The sequence below is a fragment of the Staphylococcus parequorum genome (assembly GCF_039237145.1).
GTDB classification, from domain to species: Bacteria; Bacillota; Bacilli; order Staphylococcales; family Staphylococcaceae; genus Staphylococcus; species Staphylococcus equorum_A.
The window spans coordinates 2391997-2415181 of the sequence record NZ_CP150682.1 but is presented as its reverse complement, the minus strand read 5'-3'; the positions used below and the strand labels follow the sequence as shown (position 1 = coordinate 2415181).

At 32.9% G+C, this 23185-nt stretch carries 25 protein-coding genes; 14 read left to right on the top strand and 11 right to left on the bottom strand.

What is annotated here, in order from left to right; all coding sequences use genetic code 11:
• Positions 1-12: 12 nt before the first annotated feature.
• From dltA to dltD, 4 genes are read left to right on the top strand one after another with little or no spacing between them, the layout of a single operon-like run.
• On the top strand, positions 13-1473 hold the full coding sequence (gene dltA / locus AAA453_RS11825; RefSeq protein ID WP_427705138.1) for a D-alanine--poly(phosphoribitol) ligase subunit DltA: 1461 nt from the start codon (positions 13-15) through the stop codon (positions 1471-1473).
• On the top strand, positions 1473-2687 hold the full coding sequence (gene dltB, locus AAA453_RS11820) for a D-alanyl-lipoteichoic acid biosynthesis protein DltB (RefSeq protein WP_069833028.1): 1215 nt from the start codon (positions 1473-1475) through the stop codon (positions 2685-2687). The genes dltA and dltB overlap by 1 nt, the downstream gene beginning before the upstream one ends.
• Before the next feature lie 18 nt (positions 2688-2705).
• Positions 2706-2942, top strand: coding sequence for a D-alanine--poly(phosphoribitol) ligase subunit 2 (dltC, locus tag AAA453_RS11815; protein WP_057512747.1), 237 nt, complete (start codon positions 2706-2708; stop codon positions 2940-2942).
• Entirely contained in the window at positions 2939-4084 is a 1146-nt protein-coding gene (dltD, locus tag AAA453_RS11810) for a D-alanyl-lipoteichoic acid biosynthesis protein DltD (protein ID WP_427705135.1), read from the top strand. Before dltC ends, dltD begins: the two co-directional genes overlap by 4 nt.
• A 435-nt stretch (positions 4085-4519) precedes the next feature.
• Here dltD and AAA453_RS11805 read toward each other — a convergent pair whose 3' ends face one another.
• Positions 4520-4762: a NifU family protein gene (locus AAA453_RS11805; protein WP_002483816.1), complete on the bottom strand. Its 243-nt coding sequence runs from the start codon at positions 4760-4762 to the stop codon at positions 4520-4522.
• 106 nt (positions 4763-4868) lie between these two features.
• Here AAA453_RS11805 and AAA453_RS11800 point away from each other — a divergent pair, with 106 nt between their 5' ends.
• Entirely contained in the window at positions 4869-5180 is a 312-nt protein-coding gene (locus AAA453_RS11800; protein WP_069817988.1) for a YuzD family protein, read from the top strand.
• A 139-nt stretch (positions 5181-5319) separates the two neighbouring features.
• Here AAA453_RS11800 and AAA453_RS11795 read toward each other — a convergent pair whose 3' ends face one another.
• Entirely contained in the window at positions 5320-6384 is a 1065-nt protein-coding gene (locus AAA453_RS11795; RefSeq protein WP_069817989.1) for an NAD(P)/FAD-dependent oxidoreductase, read from the bottom strand.
• Between the two features lie 454 nt (positions 6385-6838).
• Between AAA453_RS11795 and AAA453_RS11790 the strand changes: the two genes are divergently transcribed.
• The 6 genes from AAA453_RS11790 to AAA453_RS11765 all read left to right on the top strand — a co-directional run bounded on the left by AAA453_RS11790 (position 6839) and on the right by AAA453_RS11765 (position 12526).
• Positions 6839-7075 carry a YuzB family protein gene (locus AAA453_RS11790; RefSeq protein ID WP_002512218.1) on the top strand — a complete coding sequence of 79 codons (237 nt, stop codon included), beginning with the start codon at positions 6839-6841 and terminating at the stop codon, positions 7073-7075.
• A gap of 12 nt (positions 7076-7087) precedes the next feature.
• Complete coding sequence (locus AAA453_RS11785) at positions 7088-7447, top strand: HesB/IscA family protein (RefSeq protein ID WP_069817990.1); 360 nt, start codon at positions 7088-7090, stop codon at positions 7445-7447.
• Between the two features lie 236 nt (positions 7448-7683).
• Complete coding sequence (locus AAA453_RS11780) at positions 7684-8892, top strand: NAD(P)/FAD-dependent oxidoreductase (protein ID WP_069833030.1); 1209 nt, start codon at positions 7684-7686, stop codon at positions 8890-8892.
• Positions 8893-9081: 189 nt separating this feature from the next.
• Positions 9082-10560, top strand: a complete 1479-nt coding sequence (locus AAA453_RS11775; RefSeq protein ID WP_427705133.1) for a M17 family metallopeptidase — start codon at positions 9082-9084, stop codon at positions 10558-10560.
• A 242-nt stretch (positions 10561-10802) separates the two neighbouring features.
• A complete protein-coding gene (locus tag AAA453_RS11770; protein WP_069833032.1) occupies positions 10803-12119 on the top strand; it encodes a Na+/H+ antiporter family protein in 1317 nt (438 codons plus the stop codon).
• Positions 12120-12148: 29 nt separating this feature from the next.
• A complete protein-coding gene (locus tag AAA453_RS11765) occupies positions 12149-12526 on the top strand; it encodes a hotdog fold thioesterase (RefSeq protein WP_065339144.1) in 378 nt (125 codons plus the stop codon).
• 35 nt (positions 12527-12561) lie between these two features.
• Here the strand turns inward: AAA453_RS11765 and AAA453_RS11760 are convergent, their stop codons facing one another.
• The 9 genes from AAA453_RS11760 to kapB all read right to left on the bottom strand — a co-directional run bounded on the left by AAA453_RS11760 (position 12562) and on the right by kapB (position 20179).
• The gene (locus AAA453_RS11760; protein WP_427705131.1) at positions 12562-13725 is read right to left on the bottom strand and encodes an NAD(P)-binding domain-containing protein; all 1164 of its coding nucleotides are present in this window, start codon (positions 13723-13725) and stop codon (positions 12562-12564) included.
• Positions 13726-13907: 182 nt separating this feature from the next.
• Entirely contained in the window at positions 13908-14264 is a 357-nt protein-coding gene (locus AAA453_RS11755; protein WP_069817995.1) for a Na+/H+ antiporter subunit G1, read from the bottom strand.
• Entirely contained in the window at positions 14242-14535 is a 294-nt protein-coding gene (locus AAA453_RS11750; RefSeq protein ID WP_427707066.1) for a Na(+)/H(+) antiporter subunit F1, read from the bottom strand. Before AAA453_RS11750 ends, AAA453_RS11755 begins: the two co-directional genes overlap by 23 nt.
• Positions 14535-15014, bottom strand: a complete 480-nt coding sequence (locus tag AAA453_RS11745) for a Na+/H+ antiporter subunit E (RefSeq protein WP_069817996.1) — start codon at positions 15012-15014, stop codon at positions 14535-14537. Before AAA453_RS11745 ends, AAA453_RS11750 begins: the two co-directional genes overlap by 1 nt.
• Before the next feature lies 1 nt (position 15015).
• Complete coding sequence (locus AAA453_RS11740; protein WP_427707064.1) at positions 15016-16512, bottom strand: Na+/H+ antiporter subunit D; 1497 nt, start codon at positions 16510-16512, stop codon at positions 15016-15018.
• Positions 16499-16846, bottom strand: coding sequence for a Na+/H+ antiporter Mnh1 subunit C (gene mnhC1, locus AAA453_RS11735; protein WP_057512733.1), 348 nt, complete (start codon positions 16844-16846; stop codon positions 16499-16501). Before mnhC1 ends, AAA453_RS11740 begins: the two co-directional genes overlap by 14 nt.
• The gene (locus tag AAA453_RS11730; protein ID WP_141714378.1) at positions 16846-17274 is read right to left on the bottom strand and encodes a Na(+)/H(+) antiporter subunit B; all 429 of its coding nucleotides are present in this window, start codon (positions 17272-17274) and stop codon (positions 16846-16848) included. The genes mnhC1 and AAA453_RS11730 overlap by 1 nt, the downstream gene beginning before the upstream one ends.
• Positions 17255-19672: a Na+/H+ antiporter subunit A gene (locus AAA453_RS11725; protein ID WP_427705128.1), complete on the bottom strand. Its 2418-nt coding sequence runs from the start codon at positions 19670-19672 to the stop codon at positions 17255-17257. Before AAA453_RS11725 ends, AAA453_RS11730 begins: the two co-directional genes overlap by 20 nt.
• Before the next feature lie 126 nt (positions 19673-19798).
• A complete protein-coding gene (gene kapB / locus AAA453_RS11720) occupies positions 19799-20179 on the bottom strand; it encodes a sporulation phosphorelay system protein KapB (protein WP_069833035.1) in 381 nt (126 codons plus the stop codon).
• A 67-nt stretch (positions 20180-20246) separates the two neighbouring features.
• On the opposite strand from kapB, the gene AAA453_RS11715 reads away from it, so the two are divergent.
• The 3 genes from AAA453_RS11715 (at position 20247) to AAA453_RS11705 (ending at position 22948) form a co-directional block, all read left to right on the top strand.
• Positions 20247-20849: a peptidylprolyl isomerase gene (locus tag AAA453_RS11715; protein WP_069833036.1), complete on the top strand. Its 603-nt coding sequence runs from the start codon at positions 20247-20249 to the stop codon at positions 20847-20849.
• A 395-nt stretch (positions 20850-21244) separates the two neighbouring features.
• A complete protein-coding gene (ygs, locus tag AAA453_RS11710; protein WP_002508137.1) occupies positions 21245-21646 on the top strand; it encodes a S1 domain-containing post-transcriptional regulator Ygs in 402 nt (133 codons plus the stop codon).
• 168 nt (positions 21647-21814) lie between these two features.
• Positions 21815-22948: an NADH-dependent flavin oxidoreductase gene (locus AAA453_RS11705; protein ID WP_069833037.1), complete on the top strand. Its 1134-nt coding sequence runs from the start codon at positions 21815-21817 to the stop codon at positions 22946-22948.
• Positions 22949-23185 lie beyond the last annotated feature (237 nt).

Sequence of the window (23185 nt, the reverse complement as noted above, 5' to 3'; positions counted from 1 at the left end):
GAGGAGAGAAGCATGAAAGATATTATACATTCACTAATTGAAAATGCCCAAAATCACCCTGATCATAAAGCAATTCAACATAATAATGAAAGTTTGACGTATCGTGAATTAAACCAATATTCAAATATACTCGCTGACATTATTAAAGATTCGAAGCGACCGCTCATTTTATATGGCCACATGTCTCCATTTATGATTGTCGGCATGATAGCAAGTATTAAAGCAGGTTGTGGTTATGTACCGCTCGATACATCTATCCCTAAAGATCGTATTCAGTCCATTATTGAAAAAATAGAAGGTCAATTTATATTCAATACAACTGACAATGATATAAATATAAAGAAAATTGATGTGATAGATCACAGTATGATAATAAGTACATTAAACATGAAACAATTTGATTCTAAAATGGTAGGTGAGGATATTGCTTATACGATATTTACATCTGGCTCAACAGGTGAGCCTAAAGGAGTTCAAATAAGCTACGAAAGTTTAAATGAATTCACTGAATGGATGGTTGACCTTAATGCATTAGGTTATAAGCAACAATGGTTGAATCAAGCACCATTTTCATTTGATTTATCAGTAATGGCAGTGTATCCATGTATCGCTACCGCAGGCACATTAAATTTAGTAGATAAAACGATGATTAATAAACCTAAACTATTAAATGAGATGCTGGAGCACTCAAACATAAATATATGGGTTTCAACGCCATCCTTTATGGAGATGTGTTTAATGCTACCTAATTTATCTGAGACAACATACACGAGTTTAAAAGAATTTTTCTTTTGTGGTGAAATTTTGACGCATAGAACTGCCGAAATGTTATTACAGCGTTTTCCATCTGCTTATATATACAACACATATGGTCCTACAGAAGCAACTGTAGCTGTTACAAGCATATTGATTACTGAAGCGGTAATTAAGCAATATAATCCTTTACCGGTAGGAGTGCCAAGACCAGGTACATTTTTGTCACTTACAGATAAAGGCGAGCTTGTTATTTCTGGAAAGTGTGTAAGCGAAGGATACGTCAAAGATGAGGCGCGTTCTAATGAAGTTTTTAAAATAAATAATAATAAAAAACAATACTACACTGGTGACAAGGCAGAATTAAGAGATGACCAGTGGTTTATTAATGGTCGCATAGATTTTCAAATTAAATTAAATGGTTACAGAATGGAATTAGAAGAAATAGAATTTCAATTACGCCAAATAGCATGTATCAAGGAAGCTATAGTAGTGCCAATATACAAAGGTAATAAAGTCATACATTTAAATGCGGTAATCGTAGTAAATGAAGCGGACCGTGTTGAAAATGAACAAGAAGCAATTCATGGCATCAAATATGAATTAAAACAGCATATACCAGAATATATGATACCAAGGAAAGTTATATTCCAAGATAAATTGCCTCTAACAGTAAATGGTAAATTAGATCGTAAAAAGATTGCTGAGGATGTAATGTAATGATTCCATATGGCACATTTATGTTTTTTCTCATAGCAATTATAGTATTAATACCGGTCATTATTCTTGGTCTTATGGGTAAAAGAAGTCGTATATATAATGGTGTGAGTACTGCGATAATGATTGTACTTATTTTCTCATCTGAAAAGCACAATTTATTTGGACTGGATTATTTAAGTGTTCAGGTTATAAATTTTGTGCTTTATACGATTTGGCAAGTCGTAATTATTATGTATTATTGGAAATCTAGAGCTAAAAATAATACATTTAACAAATTTTTTATGGTAATCACATTATCTATATTACCGTTAATTATTGTGAAAGTGATGCAAAGTTCTTGGTTTGGAACTGCACAGCTGAAACTTCACGAAAATAAAGTAATAGAGTTCATAGGATTTTTAGGTATTTCATATGTAACTTTTAAAAGTGTTCAATTATTGATGGAAATACGTGACGGCTCAATTAAAGAAATAAAAAGTTGGAAAGTCATACAATTTATTTCATTCTTTCCAACCATTTCATCAGGGCCTATTGATCGATATAAACGATTTGTAAAAGATGATAATAAGGTACCTAATAGTGAGCGTTATCGTGAACTATTAGTTAAAGCAATTCATTTTATAATGCTAGGATTTTTGTATAAATATATTATTGCTTACTTAATCCAAATGTATGCAATCAATCCACTTATGTTAGATTTTACGAGATTTTCTGCAAAATGGTTGTATATGTATGCCTACAGTTTATATTTGTTTTTTGATTTTGCAGGCTATTCGTTGTTTGCAATTGCATTTAGTTATTTGTATGGCATACAAACGCCTCAAAACTTTAAGCAACCTTTTAAAGCTAAAAATATTAAGGATTTTTGGAATAGATGGCATATGTCTTTATCGTTTTGGTTTAGAGATTGTATATATATGAGGGCCTTATTCTTTATGTCAAAGAAAAAATTATTGAAAAGCCAATTTACGATGTCGAATATTGCGTTCTCACTTAACTTTTTAATCATGGGTGTGTGGCATGGTATTGAATTTCATTATATTTTATATGGTTTGTATCATGCGGCACTCTTTATTGGCTACGGTTATTATGAAAAGTGGCGGAAAAACCACCCACCTCGATGGCAAAATCAATTTACCACAATGTTAAGTATCGTTATCACATTTCATTTTGTGACATTTGGTTTTCTGATATTTTCAGGAAAACTGTTTTAAAAAATAGGAGGAATTTTCATGGAATTTAGAGAGCAAGTTTTAGATTTATTAGAAGAAGTAGCTGAAAATAGTATTGTTAAAGAGAATCCAGATGTTGAGTTATTTGAAGAAGGCATAATAGACTCATTTCAAACAGTCGGGCTTTTACTAGAAATACAAAACAAATTAGATATTGAGGTTTCAATCATGGATTTTGATAGAGACGAATGGGAAACACCAAATAAAATTGTAGCGGTTTTAGAAGAATTAAGATGAAATTAAAGCCATTTATACCAATTATCGTAAGTCTTATATTGTTTGGGATTTTCTTAGCTATACCAGTGAATTGGTTTACAGGATTGGTCAATTCAAAAACGTTAGAAGCACAACGTATATCATTATCAGATCAAGTGTTAAAAGGAACGTTAATTCAAGATAAAATGTATGAATCTGATGCATATTATTCAATTTACGGTTCGAGTGAACTTGAAAAAGATGATCCTTTTAACCCAGCTATATTAATAAACAATGATAAAAATATTTCTGGCAAACCATTTTTAATTGGAACGGGTGGTTCAACAGATTTAGTTAACGCAGTAGAACTTGGTTCGCAATATGATAATCTTAAAGGTAAAAAAATGGCCTTTATTGTATCACCACAATGGTTTACTAATAATGGTTTAACCTCTGAAAATTTTAAAGCACGTATTTCTAAAGCGCAGTTAAATCAACTGTTTAAACAAAATAATTTAAGCCCTGAACTTAAACAACGATTTGCTAAAAGGTTGTTACAGTTTAAAGATGCTGAAAATAAGTCGTACTTGGAAAAAATAGCTCAACAACCCCAAAATGTTAATGATGCTTATATTTCATCTTTCAAAGATAATCAATTTAAAAAAATTGAATTAATAAAAGCTATGTTTCCGTTAACTTCCTCTCCATTATCGCAAGTTAAACCTGTAACTCAAGAAGGCCAGTCATGGAAAGATATTCAACAGCAAGCAGAAAAATATGGAGAAGCACGAACAAAATCAAATGAGTTTGGTATTAGAGATGAATATTGGGATTTAATAAAAAGCCATAAACGTAAAATAAATAGAGATTATGAGTTCAATATTAACTCGCCTGAGTTTAATGATTTAGCATTGTTAGTAGATACACTCAACGAAGCTGGTGCTGATGTTGAATATATAATCTTACCATCTAATGGTAAGTGGTATGATTATATTGGTATTGATAAACACAGAAGACAAGGTATCTATAAAAAAATCAATCAAACAATTGTAGAACATGGCGGGGAAGTTTATGATATGTCAGATAAAGATTATGAACCATATGTTGTAAGTGATGCAGTACATATTGGCTGGAAAGGCTGGGTGTATATAAGCGAAAGAATTAATCAACACTTACAAGAATAATTTAGCGCTTTATTAACAAGTCTCCGACCAAATTGATAAATCAGTAGATTAGATGTCTAAACTGAGCATGTATTTATATTAAGTTTTTAAAAAAATACTTCTCCATTTATAAAGACAAATAGTTATTATGAGATAGGGAATGCGAATCAGAAATTGATTTCGTATTCCCTATACTATTTTTAGGATGCATTTATTAGAGAGTCACGGTGAAAAAAGTCCGTAATATTGTATAATCAGTCAGAAAATTGATATTATGACAAAGCATACATCTATATTAAAGCACTTGTAATTTTAGCAAAACAAAAAAGCTAAACGATGTTATTCGTTTAGCTTGTCTATGCTTTGAAACTATTCGCATTGCAAAAGTGAAATAGTTAATTAAAGTGCTCGAAAGAAACTTGATCTTTAGATGTTATCTATATATGAATATATCAATTAGAATACTTGTTCTACTTCGATTACTCCTGGTACTTCTTCATGCAAAGCACGTTCAATACCTGCTTTTAAAGTGATTGTTGAACTAGGGCATGTACCACAAGCGCCATGTAATTGTAGTTTAACAATACCATCTTCTACATCAACGAGTGAACAGTCACCGCCATCACGTAGTAAGAAGGGACGCAGTTTTTCAATTACTTCTGCTACTTGATCAAACATTGTTACGTTTTCAGTTGGCATGGAAATGCCTCCTTTCAAGTGAGTTATTTCATATTCTACTTATCTTTTTATTATAATAGAAATGTAAGGAAAAATCTATCAATCGATACAAAAGGGGAATGTTAAAATGAATAAAGCTAGTGTAATCGTTTATGGTGCAGATATTGTTTGTGCAAGTTGTGTTAATGCACCAACAGCACGCAATACTTATGATTGGTTACAACCATTGTTAAAAAGGAAGTATCCAGATATTCAGTTTGAATTCACATATATTGATATTGAAAAAGATACTGAGAACTTAACAGATCATGATCAACAGTACATTGAACGCATTCAAGAAGATGAATTATTCTATCCATTAGTTACTATAAATGAAGCATATGTATCAGATGGTTATGTTCAATTAAAAGATATCACGAAATTTATGGATTCGCATTAATCATTTACTGTTTAGTCTTTCATTTAATATTACGTTTTTAAAAAATATAAAGCGCTTGAGACATTTAATTATAATGTCTTAAGCGCTTTATTGTCCAAATTTATTTTTCTTAATAGTGAAATTGAGAAGAGAGGGCTATTTAACCGTTATGGTATTTATATAACCATAGTACGCCTGATTTTAAAATAGAAGCTAAGCGCCCGGTAACAGTTCGGTCCATTATATAAGCAAAACCTTTTTTATCCCCAAGTGAGCCAAGGAAACCTTGAACTTTAATTTCAGGCATTTTTTCTGGAAGTGCTTTGCCTTGCCATTGTAATTTCATAACATCTGCAATTTGATCACCTTGTGCTTCAGCGAGCTGTGCACTTGGTGCATGTGGTAATTCTGCACAGTCACCTACCACATAGACGTTTTTATAGGTAGGCACTTGGTGATATTGATTTAAAATAACACGGCCACCTTTACTAATGTCTATTGGAAGGTTTCTTACTACTTCAACAGGTTGAATACCTGCTGTCCACACGATTAAATCTAATTCTTCAGGTACATCATTATTATAGATACGACCTGGTTCCACTCGGTTAATATCAGAGTTTGGTACTACAGTTACATCATTTTTCTTAAACCAATTTTCAATATATTGACTTAACTTTTCAGGAAAACGACGTAGAATACGTTCGCCTCTGTCATAGAGGTAGATTTTTAAATCTTCACGACTTTCACGTAATTCACTTGCTAATTCGATACCACTTAATCCAGCACCAACGATACCTACTTTGGCACCATTTGGTAATTCACTTAAATGGTGGAATGTCTCACGAGATTTAGATAGCGTTTGAATACTATGTGTGTATTCTTCAGCACCTGGAACATTGTGATACTTATCTTCACAGCCTAAACCAATTACTAATTCATCATAATCTACTTTCGTATTGCCAACGGAAATAATTTGATCTTCTAAATCAATATCATTAATTTCGCCAAAAACATTGTTGATGCGATCAGAATCAGGAAAATTCATACGAACATCCTTATCAGATTTAGTACCAGCAGCCAACTCATAAAACTCTGGCTTTAAACAGTGGTAAGGCATACGGTCAATTAATGTGACCGAATAATTTTCAGGAAGTGCAGATGGTAAAATATGTGACATAATACGCATATTTCCATAACCGCCACCTAATAATACTAAGTTTTTCATTTGTGATACCCCTCTAGTAAAAATTGTATTGAGCAATAAGATAAAATGAGATGTATTTTATATTAAACTCGTCAATGTAAGTTATTAAATATAATGTGGTTAAATCATATTTCGTCTTTCATCGATATACCAATTTTCTATAATCTGCTTACTTAGATATATTATAAGCCTTTTTGAATACTTCTACAAATAAAGTAGATACTTTATTATTTGTAATTACATTTAATTTGAAACAGAATTTATTATTTCATCAACTTAAGTAATAACGGCTTGTTTTGACGTGATCTATTTGATAAATAAATATGTTTAACAGAGTTATTATATATCTATAATCAACTGCTTATTCTGTTCGATAAGTCAGTTTAAAAGTGTAGATATTATAAGCTAGTATGTAGTCAAATATGTCCAGTATTTGTTATAATTGTTTAACTGATAATTTATGAGAGGGTGTATTATGAATCCAATAATTGAGTTCTGCATTTCGAATTTAGCGAAAGGCGGGGACTACGTATATAATCAACTTGAAAATGACCCTGAAGTAGACGTATTAGAATATGGATGTCTACAAAATTGTGGACTATGTTCAAGTGGGTTGTACGCACTAGTGAATGGTGATATCGTTGAAGGTGAATCGCCAGATGACTTATTACAAAAAATTTACGCACATATAGAAGAAACATGGATTTTTTAGGAGGTAATTATAATGGCAGTAGTTGAAATAACTGAAGCAGCAGCATATGAAGTAAAAGACATGTTACAACAAAATGATATGGCAGATGGTTATTTAAAAATTAAAATAAATGGTGGCGGTTGTACAGGCCTTACTTATGGCATGTCAGCTGAAGCAGAGCCAGGTGACAACGATGAAGTATTGGAAGTCCACGGTTTGAAAATACTTGTAGAAAAATATGACAAACCTGTATTAGATGGTACTAGAATTGATTTCAAACAGTCACTTATGGGTGGCGGTTTCCAAATTGATAATCCAAACGCAGTTGCATCTTGCGGTTGTGGTAGTTCATTTAGAACAGCCAAAGTTGCTGGTTCTCCAGAAGATTGTTAATTTGATTTTTAAAATTTAAAGGCTATAGTTCGCATAATATCCAAGGTGAACTATAGCCTTTTATAAGTTTATGTGAAATAATAAACAATATGGGCATTAGCGCTTGAAAATAAGCTATAAAAACTATAAAATTAGTATTGGGTAAAAAATGTCTTTTTTGTGAATTACTAATTAAAATATAGGGTATAGCAAAAGACTATGGCAACAAAAAAATTATGAAAGCTTAGGTGAATGAAATGGCTCAAGATCGTAAAAAAGTATTAGTTTTAGGTGCGGGTTATGCAGGTTTACAAACTATTACAAAATTACAAAAGCAAATTTCAGCAGATGAAGCTGAAGTTACATTAATTAATAAAAATGATTACCATTATGAAGCTACTTGGTTACATGAAGCTTCAGCAGGTACGATTAGCTATGAAGATTTACTATATCCAGTTGAAAGTGTAGTAAACAAAGACAAAGTTAACTTTGTTAAAGCAGAAGTTACAAAAATCGACCGCAATGCTAAAAAAGTAGAAACTGACGCTGGTATCTTTGATTACGATATCTTAGTTGTATCATTAGGTTTCGAAACTGAAACATTTGGTATCAAAGGCATGAAAGACCATGCTTTCCAAATTGAAAACGTTTTAACTGCTCGTAAATTATCTCGTCATATCGAAGACAAATTTGCTAACTATGCATCTTCTAAACAAAAAGATGACAAGGATTTAGCTATTATTGTTGGTGGCGCAGGATTTACTGGTGTGGAATTCTTAGGTGAATTAACTGACCGCATCCCTGAATTATGTAATAAATATGGTGTAGAACAAGGCAAAGTAAAAATAACTTGTGTCGAAGCTGCTCCAAAAATGTTACCAATGTTCTCTGATGAATTAGTTAACCATGCTGTAAGTTACTTAGAAGATAGAGGCGTAGAATTCAAAATTGGTACTCCAATCGTTGCAGCTAACGAAAAAGGTTTCGTAGTAAAAGTTAACGATGAAGAGCAACAATTGGAAGCTAATACAGTTGTATGGGCTGCTGGTGTTCGTGGTAGCAAATTAATGGAAGAATCATTTGAAGGTGTTAAACGTGGACGCATCGTTACTAAACAAGATTTAACTATAGAAGGTTATGACGATGTCTTTGCAATTGGTGATGTTTCTGCATTTATCCCAGCTGGTGAAGAACGTCCATTACCAACAACTGCACAAATTGCTATGCAACAAGGTGAACAAACTGCTAAAAATATTAAAAATATTTTAGAAGGTCAACCAACTCAAGAATTTGAATATGTTGATCGTGGTACTGTATGTTCATTAGGTTCTAATGATGGTGTAGGCGTTGTTTACGGTAAAGATATCCAAGGTAAAAAAGCTGCATTCATGAAAAAAGTTATCGATACACGTGCAGTATACAAACTTGGCGGTGTCGGCTTAGCATTTAAAAAAGGTAAATTTTAATATATCAATTAAATAATACAGGCGCATGCACTATGTGATTCTGTACTTAAAAAGACCTGTCTAGTAAATAGATAGGTCTTTTTATTAAATGAAAAAGCATTAAGCCATATAAACTGTAGTATCATTTTTAATAAAATAATTGTTAGACAATGACACATTAAAAATTTAATTTAAAAAGAGGGATGCGCAATGGAAGTAACAATGCAAAGCAATACTAATATTAACAATAAAACTTTAGTAGTTGGTGTGCCGGAACACTTGAATCAAATTAGCGAGTTAACTGTAGAAGATGAAAATATAATTGAAAAATTAGAAGAACTAAAACGTAATCAAATTATTAATACAAATGTTGGGACAATTTCTAGTACACTGTTTTCATTAAATGGTAAAAAATTAAAACTCATCACAGTTGGTTTAGGCAATTTAAAAACAACGAACTATAGTGATTTTTTAAAAGTATTTGGTAACTTATTCCAATATTTAAAAAAAGACAGAATTACTCAGGCTTCGCTCTTATTTGATACGTTTGGCTCTCAGGTAATCACGATAGATACGGTTGCAGAAATTTTAGGGCAGCAAAGTGAACAAGCAACGTATCAATTTGATGGTTATAAAACGAATAAAATGCCGCCTTATCAACTTGACTTAGATATACATACAGAAAGTTCAACAGTGCACACATTTGTTAAGCAAGGATTAATTATTGGTTCATCGATTAATTTAGCGCGCGATTATAGTAATATACCGCCTAATATATTAACACCAGGTTATTATGCTGAATGCATTCAAAACCACTTTAAAGATACAGACGTTGCTGTCGATATTAAAGATAGCGATACGGTACAACGTGAAGGATTTGGATTGATACATGCAGTTGGTAAGGGTTCAAAGCATGGCCCTAGAGTTATTACACTTACATATAATGGAGGCAATGCGGATGCTGAGCCTATCGCACTTGTAGGTAAAGGTATCACTTACGATTCTGGTGGCTATTCTATTAAACCTAAAATAGGTATGCAAACAATGAAGTATGATATGTGTGGTTCTGCGAATGTGATTGCAATGATTGAAGCGGCACGTCAATTAGAACTTAAAGTAAATATTGTAGGGGTTATTGCAGCCGCTGAAAATATGGTGAATGAAATAGCTATGAAACCTGACGATGTTTATACAGCGTTAAGCGGTGAATCTGTTGAAGTATTAAATACGGATGCTGAAGGACGCTTAGTATTAGGAGATGCGGTATTTTATGCAAAGCAATTTCAACCGCAAGTCATTCTTGATTTTGCAACTTTAACTGGCGCAGCTGTAGCCGCACTTGGTGAAGATAAAGCTGCAGTGTTTAAACATAATGCAGAACAACAACTTGAGGCTATATTGGCTAAAGCACAATTAGTAGACGAATATGTTTTTGAATTACCAATGACTGCTACAGAACAAAGTTTAATCCGTAAAAGTGAAGTCGCAGATTTAGTTAATCATACGAATGGTCATGGAAAAGCTTTGTTTGCTGCTACATTTATTAATCATTTTGCAGGTGAAACACCTCATTTACATTTTGACATTGCAGGCCCTGCAACAACTCATAGCAACACACATAAAGGACCAAAAGGACCGACAGGCTATTTAATACCAACCATTGTTCAATGGTTGCGTACATTAAAGTAATTTAAATATTTTTGTTATTATTAAAATGGAAAACTCATAAATCATTTTATAGGGTTTTCCATTTTTTTATTTATAATATGAAAAGAACATTCAACAATCATTTGACGACAGGTGATGAATGATTAATTTGTTGAAAAATATGAGAACGCTTTGGGTAAATGTCATTGACAATTGAAGTAGATATTGATATTATAAATCTCGTAATGCTTTAGTTCGATAACGTGGTAAAGGAGTTATGCTTTGTGATGAATGCAGTAGTTATAGCAGTCGTACTGATGATTGTCCTATGTTTATGTAGATTAAATGTAGTGATAAGTTTATTTATTGGTGCGCTCGTAGGTGGCTTAATTTCAGGAATGAATATCACTGAAATTGTGTCCGTCTTTGGTAAAAATATAGTAGATGGTGCTGAAGTAGCACTTAGTTATGCTTTGTTAGGTGGTTTTGCAGCACTTATTTCTTATAGTGGCATTACCGATTATTTAGTGAATAAAATTATAGATGCTATCCATGCTGAAAATAGTAAAATGTCACGAATAAAAGTGAAAATTATTATTATTGTTGCATTATTAGCGATAAGTATAATGAGTCAGAACTTAATTCCTGTACATATTGCATTTATTCCAATTGTTATACCACCACTCATTAGTTTGTTTAATGAACTTAATATCGATAGAAGACAAATAGCGATTATTATAGGCTTTGGTTTATGTTTTCCTTATGTACTTATGCCATTTGGTTTTGGTCAAATTTTCCATCAAATTATTCAAAGTGGTTTTTCAAAAGCAGGCCACCCAATTGAAATGGGTATGATATGGAAATCAATGCTCATCCCGTCGCTAGGGTATATTGTCGGCTTGATTGCAGGTATATACTATTATAGAAAACCAAGAAAATATATTCAGCGTGATGAAGTAAAAGATACAACTCAAACTGAAATTAAACCTTATATACTTATAGTTACAGTAGTTTCAATCATTGCAACATTCCTTGTACAATTGTTTACAGATTCAATGATCTTTGGTGCATTAGCAGGTGTCCTAGTATTCTTTATTTCTAGAGCATATAAATGGACTGAATTAGACAAAAAATTTGTAGATGGTATACAAATTATGTCCTTTATCGGTGTCGTTATTTTATCTGCAAATGGTTTTGCGGGTGTAATGAATGAAACAGGAGATATTGCTAAATTAGTGAACGGTATTAGTGGTGTGATAGGAGATAACAAACTTATAAGTATTATCGTAATGTATTTGATTGGATTAGTTGTCACGTTAGGCATTGGCTCCTCATTTGCTACGATACCTATTATAGCTACATTATTTGTTCCTTTAGGTGAATCATTAGGATTAAGCACGATGGCGCTTATAGCTTTAATTGGTACAGCAAGTGCATTAGGTGATTCTGGTTCGCCAGCAAGTGATTCAACATTAGGCCCAACTGCAGGTTTAGATGTTGATGGTCAGCATGATCATATTAGAGATACGTGTATTCCTAACTTTATGTTTTACAATATACCATTAATTATTTTCGGTACAATTGCTGCTATGGTACTATAAAGCTATTAAGTGAAAATGGAGTGACAGCAATGACTAATATGTTAGAAGCGTTAAACATGAAAATAGAAAAAGAAGCACAGGGTTTATTAATTATGTCAATGCCAGTAACTGATCAAGTTAAACAACCATTTGGCTATTTACATGGTGGCGCAAGTTTAGCATTAGGAGAGACAGCTTGTTCTATGGGTGCAGCATATTTAATCGATACGGATCAATATGTACCACTAGGATTAGAAATGAATGCAAATCATATTGGTTCTACCACAGAGGGCACAATTTACGCAACGGCATCTATCATACATGAAGGTAAGACAACACAGGTATGGAATATAGATATTAAAGACGATACAGATAGATTAATTTGTGTTATGCGCGGAACAATTGCTATAAAGCCTTTGAAACGTTAATAAAAATAAAAAGAGCGATATAAAGTTAAATAACTTTATATCGCTCTTTTTGTTTTACTTTTACTTTCAATTTCATCATAAGCTTCTGCAATTCGAAGTGCAGCTTCTCGTCCACCCATAATATTACGCGCAAATGGACCAAGCATTAAATCAGCTAAACCGCCTGTGACAAACAGGTTAGGTAACCATTCTAAGATTGATGAGATAAATGGCAAGCCACACGATGTTATAGGTGCTTGGAAGTGATCTGTGAGTTGCTTAATAATAGGCTGTTGCATGATTGATTCTTTAAATCCTGTAGCTAATAAAATGCGGTCATAGTGTAAGCAATCATTTTCAGTGCAAATGTGATGCTGTTGAATATTTGTAAGTTCATTGACATGTATACTCAATCTGTTTTGTTTGATGTACTTTTTAAGCCTTAATTCGAGTTCTTTAGGCATAGACCCTCTATGTCGCTCGCGTTTAATAATATCAAATCTTTGTTCAGAAGATTGAATCGCATTAAAAGACGTCATATTTTTAGGACCGAGCCATCCTGGGTCTGCATCAAAATCATGTACATCTATGGGTTTATTCGTCCACAAGTGAATTTTAGTATTATTTTCTTTTAATAGTCTTAAACATAAATGTGCAGCTGATATACCACTACCAACGACATGTGAGGTTTCTGGATCATAAGATCCATCGTCATCGAACACATGGGATATATCGGGGTGTTGTGCAAATAGTTCAGGCGTGTATGTATCATGATTACAGCCAAAAGCAATAATTAAATTATCTGTATGTATCCATTCACTATTGCTTAATTGTATTAACCATTGCTTGTCGTCCTTTTCAATTTTATTGACATAACTTTGTATATGACTTTGGTTTAATTCAAAATAATGAATAAGATCATGTGTATGATCCATAAACATGTCACGATTTGGTCGTTTGTATGGCCCATAGGCTGGGTTTGTATAGTGCATTTTCTTAGCATATTGTTTCAAATGAAATGGATTAGGATGGACATGATGTACGCATGGAGAACGTAAATAGGGCATGTCTATACGTTTAGTATAATTATTGAATTGTTCACAGAGATTATGATGAGGGTCTATGATTTTTAAATGGTCACTTTTTAACCCCTTCGATCTTAATTTGATAGCTATTGTAGCTGCATGTAAACCACCGCCGATAATTGTCCAAGTTGTCATAAGCATTCAAACTCCTTTTAAAACGAAATGATTACGATTTAATATATCATTAAATTTAACTTATGACAAATAGAAATAAACATACTGGTCAAAATATCTTAGTCTCCGTCTATAAAGAATAAAAAACACTCAGCTATTTAATGATAGCTGAGTGTTTCATAATGTAGGAAAAGCAATTTATATTAGATTTTTGTATCTTTTAACTCATCTTTTAAATCGTTACGTTTTGTTCGTTTTGAAGCGGGTGTATCTAAATTATATGCAGCTTTAATAATAAGGTGACTTGATAGTGGACCGGTGATTAAGATAAATAATATACCGATAAGTAATTGCATACTTGCGTAACCCTCACGTCCAATAAAGAACAAGAATACGCCACTAATTAATAACATCGCTCCTAATGTTGCTGCTTTACCAGCAGCATGTGCTCTTGAATAGACATCGTCTAAACGTAAAAGGCCAATCGCTGCAAGTGCACTAATAAGTGAACCAAGGATAATTAAAATAAGTGCGATACTAATGACGATTGTCGTTATCATATTCAATCACCTTACCTTTATCCATATATTTCGCGAATACTGCTGTACCTAAGAAAGCTAAAATACCAATCATTAGAATAACGACCATCATATATTTAGTACCTAAGAACACACTAAATAATGCGACGATGGCCATAAGTTGAATACCAATTGCATCAAGTGCAACAACACGGTCAGCTAGAGAAGGGCCTATGATTACACGTACAAGCATACCTAGCATAGACAACGCTACGATGACTAATGCGATAATTAAAATTATATTATAGTTCATCATTTTTCGCCTACCTCTCTAACGACTTTTTCAAGGGAAGATTTAATACCTTCCACTTCTTCCTCTTTAGTACTAAAATCAATGCAATGTATATAAATTTCAGTACGATCATCACTTATGCCTAACACGACTGTACCAGGTGTTAAGGTAATTAAGTTAGATAATAACGCAATTTCCCAGTCTGTTTTCAAATCTGTATTATAAGTGAAAAATGCTGGTTCATTGTCTATCTTTGGCTTAACAATAATGCGTATCACATCGACGTTGGCTTTTATTAATTCTATGATGAAAACGAAGAAGAGTTTAACTATTTTATAAACTGTAATAATGTAAAATCTTCCAGGTAAAATACCACGCATTAGGTATACTAATAATAGGGCAAATAAGTAGCCTAGTATAAAGTTATTAAAAGTATAACTCCCTGTTACAAACAACCAAAAAACAGATAAAAGTAAATTTACTAATATTTGGACTGCCATATTATTTTCCCCCCAATACGCCATCAATATAAACACTAGGATTATAGAATGCCTCTGCAGCATCTTTTATAATTGGATGTAGAAAGTCAGCAGATAATCCGAAAACTACTGAAATTGCAACTGAGATCATAGCAATCGCCAGTATCCCTTTATATTGTAATTTAGGATTTACTTTATATCCTTTTGATTCGCCAAAGAATCCTTGTAAGAATATGCGAATGACTGAATAAAGTACAACAAGACTTGAAAGTAGTATGACAATACCACTCAAATAGAAACCTTTTTCGAAGGTAGCCTGTACAATATAAAATTTACCATAAAAACCACTGAGTGGCGGTATGCCAGCTAAGCTAAGTGCCGCAATAAAGAATGACCAACCTAAAACTGGATAGTCTTTAATGAGACCACTATATTTGCGTAAATCATGGGTTTTAGTAATTTTGTACATAACACCAATTAAGAAAAATAGTGCTGCTTTAATTAACATATCATGTAACGTGTAATAAATTGCGCCCATCATGCCAGTTTGGTTCATCATAGCTACACCGACTAAAATAACGCCGACAGCAATCATTATATTGTAGATAATAATTTTCTTAGTATCAAAATAACTGACTGCACCTACACAACCAAAGATAATGGTTAGTAGTGCTAAGAAAAGAATAATATAGAACGGAAAGCTTGATGTATCATGAATAAAAAGACTTGATGTTCTAGCAATTGCATAGACACCAACTTTTGTTAGTAATGCACCGAAAAAGGCAATGATTGCAATTGGTGGGGCGTAATAAGCACCTGGTAACCAAATATACATTGGAAAAACGCCGGCTTTCGTTGCAAATACAAAGATAAACATGATGAATATGATATTTACAATCCCAGTATCTGCAGCAGGTAGTTGTCCTAATTTTTCACCAATATCGGCTAAATTTAACGTACCAACTACAGAGTAGAGCATTGCTACCGCAATAACAAAGAATGCGGATGATGTAACATTTATAAGTACATATTTTATCGTTTCACTTAATTGTACTTTTGTACCACCGATAACTAATAGAATATAAGATGCCAGTAAGAATACTTCGAAGAATACGAATAAGTTGAAAATATCACCCGTGATAAATGAACCTATGACACCTGTTAGCATGAACATTACTGCGAAGTAGTAATAATACGTTTCACGTTCTATGCCCACTGATTGATAAGAATATAAAATAATCAGCATTGTTACGATTAAACTTGAAATCACGAGAAGGATACTAAATATATCGAGCACTAATACGATACTATATGGTGCTTCCCATGAACCAAGTTCTAAAGTTATAATCCCATGCTTTAATACGTTGTTTAAGTTAATAAATGCAAAAATTAATGTGACAGCTGTCCCACTTAGTGCAACGTATCGTTTAATAATAGGGCGCTTACCAATGAATACAAGTGCAATAATAGTCAACATTGGTATGACGAGTAGTGAAATAATGAGATTACTCTCGATCATCATCTAGCACTCCTTTCATACTTTCTACGTTGTCAGTTCCTAATTCTTTATAACTTCTAAAGGCTAGTACTAAGAAGAACGCTGTTACAGAAAATGAAATTACAATTGCTGTTAAAATTAACGCTTGTGGAATTGGATCAACATAGGAAGATATACCTTTTTCATAAATCGGTACTTCTCCTTTTTTTAATCCACCCATTGTAATTAAAAATAAATTGGCTGTATGTGTTTGCAAAGTAGTCCCAATAATGATGCGTATCAAACTCTTAGAAAGAATGAGATAGACGCTCATTGCTGTGAGAATACCACAAACAAAAATCATCACTATTTCCATTACTCATTCTCTCCAATCGATAAAATTATAGTCATTACTGTACCGATAACCGCAAACATTACGCCTAAGTCAAAGAACGTTGCCGTATGCATTTCCATCGGTTGTAAAATTCCTAAAGGTATTTCAAACGGTGTGTGCGTGAAGAAGTTTTTAGTATAAAACCAACTCGCCATAGGTGTTGCTATACAAAATAGCAAACCAACACCTATTAATAATTTGAAATCCCAAGGAAAGATTTTCCTCATAGTTTTAATATCAAAAGCTACAGCTATGATGACTAGGGCACTAGATAGTAATAGGCCACCTACGAAGCCACCACCTGGCGTGTAATGTCCTGCTAAAAATAATGAAAGTCCAAACATTACGATGAGGAAGAAGATAAGAACTGCTGAATATTGAAAGATGATATTATTCTTCTGTCTTTTCAACGTTTTTACCTCCTTCATCATTTGATTTATTATTTGTACGGAGTTTAATCATTGTATAAACTCCCAAACCTGCAATACCGAGGACAGAGGCTTCGAATAAAGTATCGGTACCACGGAAATCGACAAGTATGACGTTTACCATATTAGTGCCATGTGCTAAATCATATACATGTTCTTTATAGAATTCAGCGATAGAACCAAAGTGTCTATTACCATAAGTAATTAGTCCAAGCACAGTAACAACCACACCTGCACCAACTGAAACTAAAACATTTACAAGTTTGAATGAACGCGTCTCTTTATGTCTGTTTAAGTTTGGTAAGTGATAGAAACACAATAAGAATAACGCTGTAGAAATTGATTCAACTACAAATTGTGTAAGGGCTAAATCTGGTGCGCCAAAGAATATGAAGAAGATAGCGACAGAATAACCTACAGCACTTGCCATAATGATACTGAACAGTCTTGAACGTGCAAATATAATCATAGAAGCTGATGTAATTATAAGTACTACAATGATTAATTCAAATGGACGTACTTCACTCACGTCTTTAAAGTTAATACTAAATGGTGTTACTAATAATGTAGCTAAAGTAATTAAAATTAAAGAAATAAATATAATTACTAAGTTGTTACGCGTAAAACCAGTCACATAAGCATTTGTGAACTTACTTGAGTAACCTGGCGAATCGTTACCGAACTTATCATACCAGTAATTGATTGTAAGTTTTGTAGGATGTGCGCGTAATAAGCGAATCCAATAGCCAAACGATAAAATCAGTAATATACCAACAATATATATACCAATGGTAGAGAAAAATGCTGGTGTAAAACCATGGAACATATGGAATTCTGCATGCGTTCCAGTGCTTTGACTGATTGAATTAACAGCAGGCTCAATAATTGATCCCGTTAATATAGAAGGGAAGAACCCAAATACAATAACTAATATTGCTAAAATAGCTGGTGAAACCAACATTAGTATAGAAGCTTCATGTGCTTTTTTCGGTAAAGCATCTGATTTATGGCTACCTAAGAAGATTTGGCCTATAAATCTTATAGAATATACAAATGTAAATATACTACCAATAATTGCTACGATTGGAATTAATAAGCCAAGCGTATTTAAACTAAATAGGTTAACGTTTGTGACCTCAATCATACTTTCCAAGAACTTCTCTTTAGAAAGGAAACCGTTAAACGGTGGCACACCTGCCATACTGAGTGAGGTGATTATGGTAATTGTAAAAGAAATAGGCATTATTGTTAGCAATCCACCTAATTTTTTTACATCACGAGTACCTGTACTATGGTCAATGGCACCAGCAATCATAAATAACGCACCTTTAAATGTAGCGTGATTAATGAGATGGAACACAGCAGCGGTGAACGCAGCAACATAAAGTTGACTTTCAGCACCTTCAAAATGATAACTTACTGCACCTATACCTAACATAGACATAATCATACCAAGTTGTGAAACGGTAGAAAACGCTAATATACCTTTTAAATCCTGTTGTTTTGTAGCATTTAATGACGCCCAAAACAGAGTGATTAAACCGACAGCAGTTACTGTCCAAATCCAACCCTGTGAGAGTGCAAAGATGGGTGTCATACGTGCTACTAAGTAAAGACCCGCTTTAACCATCGTAGCTGAGTGTAAGTAGGCACTGACCGGCGTTGGCGCTTCCATTGCATCTGGTAACCAAACGTAAAATGGAACTTGAGCAGATTTTGTCATCGCTCCAATTAATACAAATATCATTGATAAAATGAAATACGGACTTGTTTGGATTTCAGATGCATTCCCAATAAGTTCTTGAATACTTGTAGAGCCACCTGCGAGTGATAGTAAAATAAGACCACCCAAAAGTGATAAGCCACCAAATACAGTGACAAGCATTGATTTTTGAGCACCGTAAATAGATGCTTGTTTGTCACGCCAAAATGAAATGAGTAGAAAACTAGAAAATGAAGTTAACTCCCAAAATAGATATAACATAATAATATTATCAGATAAAACAACACCTAACATTGCACCCATAAAGAGCAACAGATAACAATAAAAATTTCCTAACTGCTCTTGTCGACTTAAATAACTTATAGAATATAGTACAATTAAACTACCAATGCCAGTGATTAACAAACTGAATAGTAATCCTAGACCATCCGCGTATAAATCGAAATTCATACCAAAATGAGGCATCCAGTTTGCTCTCTGCATTACGGTATTTCCTGACATGGTTGTTGAAATATATGAGAGGAAATATATAAATAAGACGACGGGGATAGGTAACACAAACCATCCTAAATGTATTCGTTTATGAAACCGATATACAAATGGAATAATGAGTGCAAATATTAACGGTAGAAGAACCGCTATATGTAACAAACTCATTATTTTATCCTCCTTTAAAAATAGTATAAGGTTATTATACATGAATTAGACTATTCTGAAAAACATGGCTAACCCATGAAACACATGAATTAAATGTTTATTTAAATAAGAAGAAACGCAGTATTTTTATTCAAAATTTTGTTTATATTGAATTGCGTAATCCTTCTTAAGTTGCTGTAAATTGTCGAGTGATTTCTTTGCATGTAATGTATCTTGATCTTTTAATTTAATCTCCAATTTAGTGATTGCTTGTTGTAATGATTGCTCATAAGGCAATTCATCATCAGTAAATGGTTTAAGATGCGATTTAGTTGTATAGCGTTTTTCAAAATGACTTAACGCTTTACGCTCATGAAAAAATACATTTTCAGTTTCTCTTGGGCTATGTAAATCACCTTGTTTTGGGTGTTTGATTACTTGTTCCACTTGAACTAAGACTTGATTTTCATCTTCTTCCTTTATTATGACACCGTAGCTTCCAGTTTTATGTGCAAAACGATATAACATAGTTCAATACATCCCTTCATTTGTGTTAGAATACATATATCATCTTAACATGAAATGGAGAATAAAAATGACGAACTATCCTCAGTTAAATTCAGAAATAAACGGTAACGAAATTAAAATGGTATTACACACGAATAAAGGCGATATGACATTTAAATTGTTACCTGACGTGGCACCAAAAACAGTAGAAAACTTTGTAACACATGCTAAAAATGGTTATTACAATGGTGTGACTTTCCACCGTGTAATTAACGACTTCATGGTACAAGGCGGCGATCCAACAGCAACTGGTATGGGTGGCGAAAGTATTTATGGTGGTGCATTCGAAGATGAGTTCTCACTTGAAGCATTTAATTTATATGGTGCTTTATCAATGGCAAACTCTGGTCCAAATACAAATGGATCTCAATTCTTCATTGTACAAATGACAGAAGTACCTGAATCAATGCTTAGTCAATTAGCTGATGGTGGTTGGCCAGAACCGATTGTCAAAGCATATGGTGAAAATGGTGGTACACCTTGGTTAGATCAAAAACATACAGTTTTCGGTCAATTAATTGATGGTAAAGCAACATTAGAAGATATTGCAAATACAAAAGTAGGTCCTCAAGATAAACCAGTACATGATATTAAAATTGATTCAATTGATATCGAAGAAAAACAAAATTAAGCGAATATAAAATGGTAGTATTGCAATTATAAGTAGCACGTAAAATATAATATATGTAAGACAGGTTCAATCGAACACCCAATTTAGTGAATTTATGTTGAGTGTGCAGTTGAGCCTGTTTTTTTTATTGAGACTAGCTTAAAAATTAACAATGTAATTAAATGTAGTGAAAATAGCTAGACCCATACTTATGTATAAAAATTGTTCTAGTCTAGTAATTTCAAGTGCGAAATGAGAGTTGAAACTTGCTATGTATATAAGATTAACATTTTTATTTTGTTAAATTATTGTATGAAATCTATAAAATGTGAAATTTTTCTATTAAATGTTAGTACCAAGTTATAATTTATGCTATTATAATAGTGTTAAGTAAAACGAAATAAGGGGTTATCACGTTGAATAATCACTATACAGTAGGTCAACATATCAAAGTTCGTGTGACTGGTATTCAACCGTATGGCGCTTTTGTAGAAACCCCGGACAATGCTGAGGGATTAATCCACATATCCGAAATTATGGATGATTACGTCCATAATTTGAAAAAGTTTTTATCAGAAGGACAAATTGTAAGAGCGAAAGTGATTTCAATTGATGATGAAGGTAAACTGAATCTTTCTTTAAAAGATAATGACTATTTTAAAAATTATGAACGTAAGAAGGAAAAGCAATCAGTGTTAGATGAAATTAAAGAAACCGAAAAATATGGGTTTCAAACAATTAAAGAACGCTTGCCGGTTTGGATTAAACAGTCCAAAAACGCGATTAAAGATGAAAAAACATCTTTAACAAGATACTGACATTTCGATAAGAAATGTCAGTATTTTTTTATTGTGAAGAGGAGATAATCAAAAATTACATGCGTGAGCATATTCATTTATCTTTATAGTTAAGATAGTTAGAATAAACAAGCACTTAAATAGTGTGGAAAAAGTGATAAGGTATTTTACTTAGGAGGATTAATTGTAATGAATAAAAAATTTCAACCGTTATTCGAAAAGCTTACATTACCTAATAAAGTTGTATTAGATAATAGATTCGTTTTAGCACCGCTAACACATGTATCTTCAAATGATGATGGCTCGATTTCAAATGAGGAAGTAGTATATATGGAACAACGTTCAAAAGATGTGGGATTAGCTATTTCTGCTGCTAGTAATGTAACAGATTTAGGAAAAGCATTTCCTGGACAACCTTCTGTAGCACATGATTCAAACTTAGAAGGGTTGAAACGTTTAGCTGAGGCAATGAAGAAAAATGGGTCAAAAGCTATTGTTCAAATTCATCATGGTGGTGCCCAAGCATTACCTAATTTAACGCCTAATGGAGATGTTGTTGCACCTAGTCCCATTTCATTAAAAAGTTTTGGAGAACAGGAAGAACACCATGCACGCGAAATTACTGTTGAAGAAATAGAAGAAGCAATTAAAGCGTTTGGTGAAGCGACACGAAGAGTGATTGAAGCTGGCTTCGATGGCGTAGAAATTCACGGCGCTAACCACTATTTAATCCATCAATTTGTCTCACCTTATTACAACCGTCGTAATGATGAATGGGGCGAAGATCCTTATAAATTCGCGAATGCAGTTGTTGATGAAGTGACAGAAACAGTTAAACGTCACGGGAATAAAGATTTTATCGTTGGATATAGATTTTCCCCTGAAGAAGCAGAGTCACCAGGAATAAGCATGGAAATTACAGAAACGTTAGTAAACCATTTAAGTGAAAAACCATTAGACTATTTACACGTTTCATTGATGGATATTCATTCGAAAACACGTGAAGGACAATATAAAGGTCAAGAACGTATCAAATTATTACTACAATGGATTAATGGTCGTATGCCACTTGTTGGTATTGGTTCAATCTTTACAGCGGAACAAGCAATTGAAGCGATTGAATCAACAAATGTAGAACTTGTAGCTTTAGGCAGAGAAATCTTATTAGATCACAATTTTGTTAGTAAAATTAAAAATGGCGAAGAAGATCAAATTATTTCTCACTTTGATCCAAATAGAAAAGATAAGCATCATCTGCCACCAAAATTATGGGAACAGTTTAATAAAGGATTCTATCCACTTCCAAGAACAGATAATAAATAGCGTATAGTTTAACAAGTAGTGTATTATCACAATTATTTTAAAATATTGTGATAGTTATACTACTTTTTTTATTTACAAATAAAAACAAAAGAATAGCAGTTATTAGATGAAATAAAACGAAAAAAATCTAAAAAAGTTATAGATTAATAATAATTATTATGGAATTGTTAGATTAGTAGATATTGTGCTAGGTATTATTCACTCGTAATTATATATAATTACGAGTAAATAACAGTG

Coding starts and splice junctions, on each gene's coding strand:
- AAA453_RS11775 (WP_427705133.1), top strand. CDS start 9,082: ATGGAAGTAACAATGCAAAGCAATACTAATATTAACAATAAAACTTTA.
- AAA453_RS11755 (WP_069817995.1), bottom strand. CDS start 14,264: ATGATAACGACAATCGTCATTAGTATCGCACTTATTTTAATTATCCTT.
- AAA453_RS11795 (WP_069817989.1), bottom strand. CDS start 6,384: ATGAAAAACTTAGTATTATTAGGTGGCGGTTATGGAAATATGCGTATT.
- AAA453_RS11745 (WP_069817996.1), bottom strand. CDS start 15,014: ATGGCAGTCCAAATATTAGTAAATTTACTTTTATCTGTTTTTTGGTTG.
- mnhC1 (WP_057512733.1), bottom strand. CDS start 16,846: ATGGAAATAGTGATGATTTTTGTTTGTGGTATTCTCACAGCAATGAGC.
- AAA453_RS11805 (WP_002483816.1), bottom strand. CDS start 4,762: ATGCCAACTGAAAACGTAACAATGTTTGATCAAGTAGCAGAAGTAATT.
- dltB (WP_069833028.1), top strand. CDS start 1,473: ATGATTCCATATGGCACATTTATGTTTTTTCTCATAGCAATTATAGTA.
- AAA453_RS11750 (WP_427707066.1), bottom strand. CDS start 14,535: ATGAACTATAATATAATTTTAATTATCGCATTAGTCATCGTAGCGTTG.
- AAA453_RS11780 (WP_069833030.1), top strand. CDS start 7,684: ATGGCTCAAGATCGTAAAAAAGTATTAGTTTTAGGTGCGGGTTATGCA.
- AAA453_RS11725 (WP_427705128.1), bottom strand. CDS start 19,672: ATGAGTTTGTTACATATAGCGGTTCTTCTACCGTTAATATTTGCACTC.
- AAA453_RS11785 (WP_069817990.1), top strand. CDS start 7,088: ATGGCAGTAGTTGAAATAACTGAAGCAGCAGCATATGAAGTAAAAGAC.
- kapB (WP_069833035.1), bottom strand. CDS start 20,179: ATGTTATATCGTTTTGCACATAAAACTGGAAGCTACGGTGTCATAATA.
- AAA453_RS11740 (WP_427707064.1), bottom strand. CDS start 16,512: ATGATCGAGAGTAATCTCATTATTTCACTACTCGTCATACCAATGTTG.
- dltC (WP_057512747.1), top strand. CDS start 2,706: ATGGAATTTAGAGAGCAAGTTTTAGATTTATTAGAAGAAGTAGCTGAA.
- AAA453_RS11765 (WP_065339144.1), top strand. CDS start 12,149: ATGACTAATATGTTAGAAGCGTTAAACATGAAAATAGAAAAAGAAGCA.
- dltA (WP_427705138.1), top strand. CDS start 13: ATGAAAGATATTATACATTCACTAATTGAAAATGCCCAAAATCACCCT.
- AAA453_RS11760 (WP_427705131.1), bottom strand. CDS start 13,725: ATGACAACTTGGACAATTATCGGCGGTGGTTTACATGCAGCTACAATA.
- AAA453_RS11715 (WP_069833036.1), top strand. CDS start 20,247: ATGACGAACTATCCTCAGTTAAATTCAGAAATAAACGGTAACGAAATT.
- AAA453_RS11705 (WP_069833037.1), top strand. CDS start 21,815: ATGAATAAAAAATTTCAACCGTTATTCGAAAAGCTTACATTACCTAAT.
- AAA453_RS11790 (WP_002512218.1), top strand. CDS start 6,839: ATGAATCCAATAATTGAGTTCTGCATTTCGAATTTAGCGAAAGGCGGG.
- dltD (WP_427705135.1), top strand. CDS start 2,939: ATGAAATTAAAGCCATTTATACCAATTATCGTAAGTCTTATATTGTTT.
- AAA453_RS11800 (WP_069817988.1), top strand. CDS start 4,869: ATGAATAAAGCTAGTGTAATCGTTTATGGTGCAGATATTGTTTGTGCA.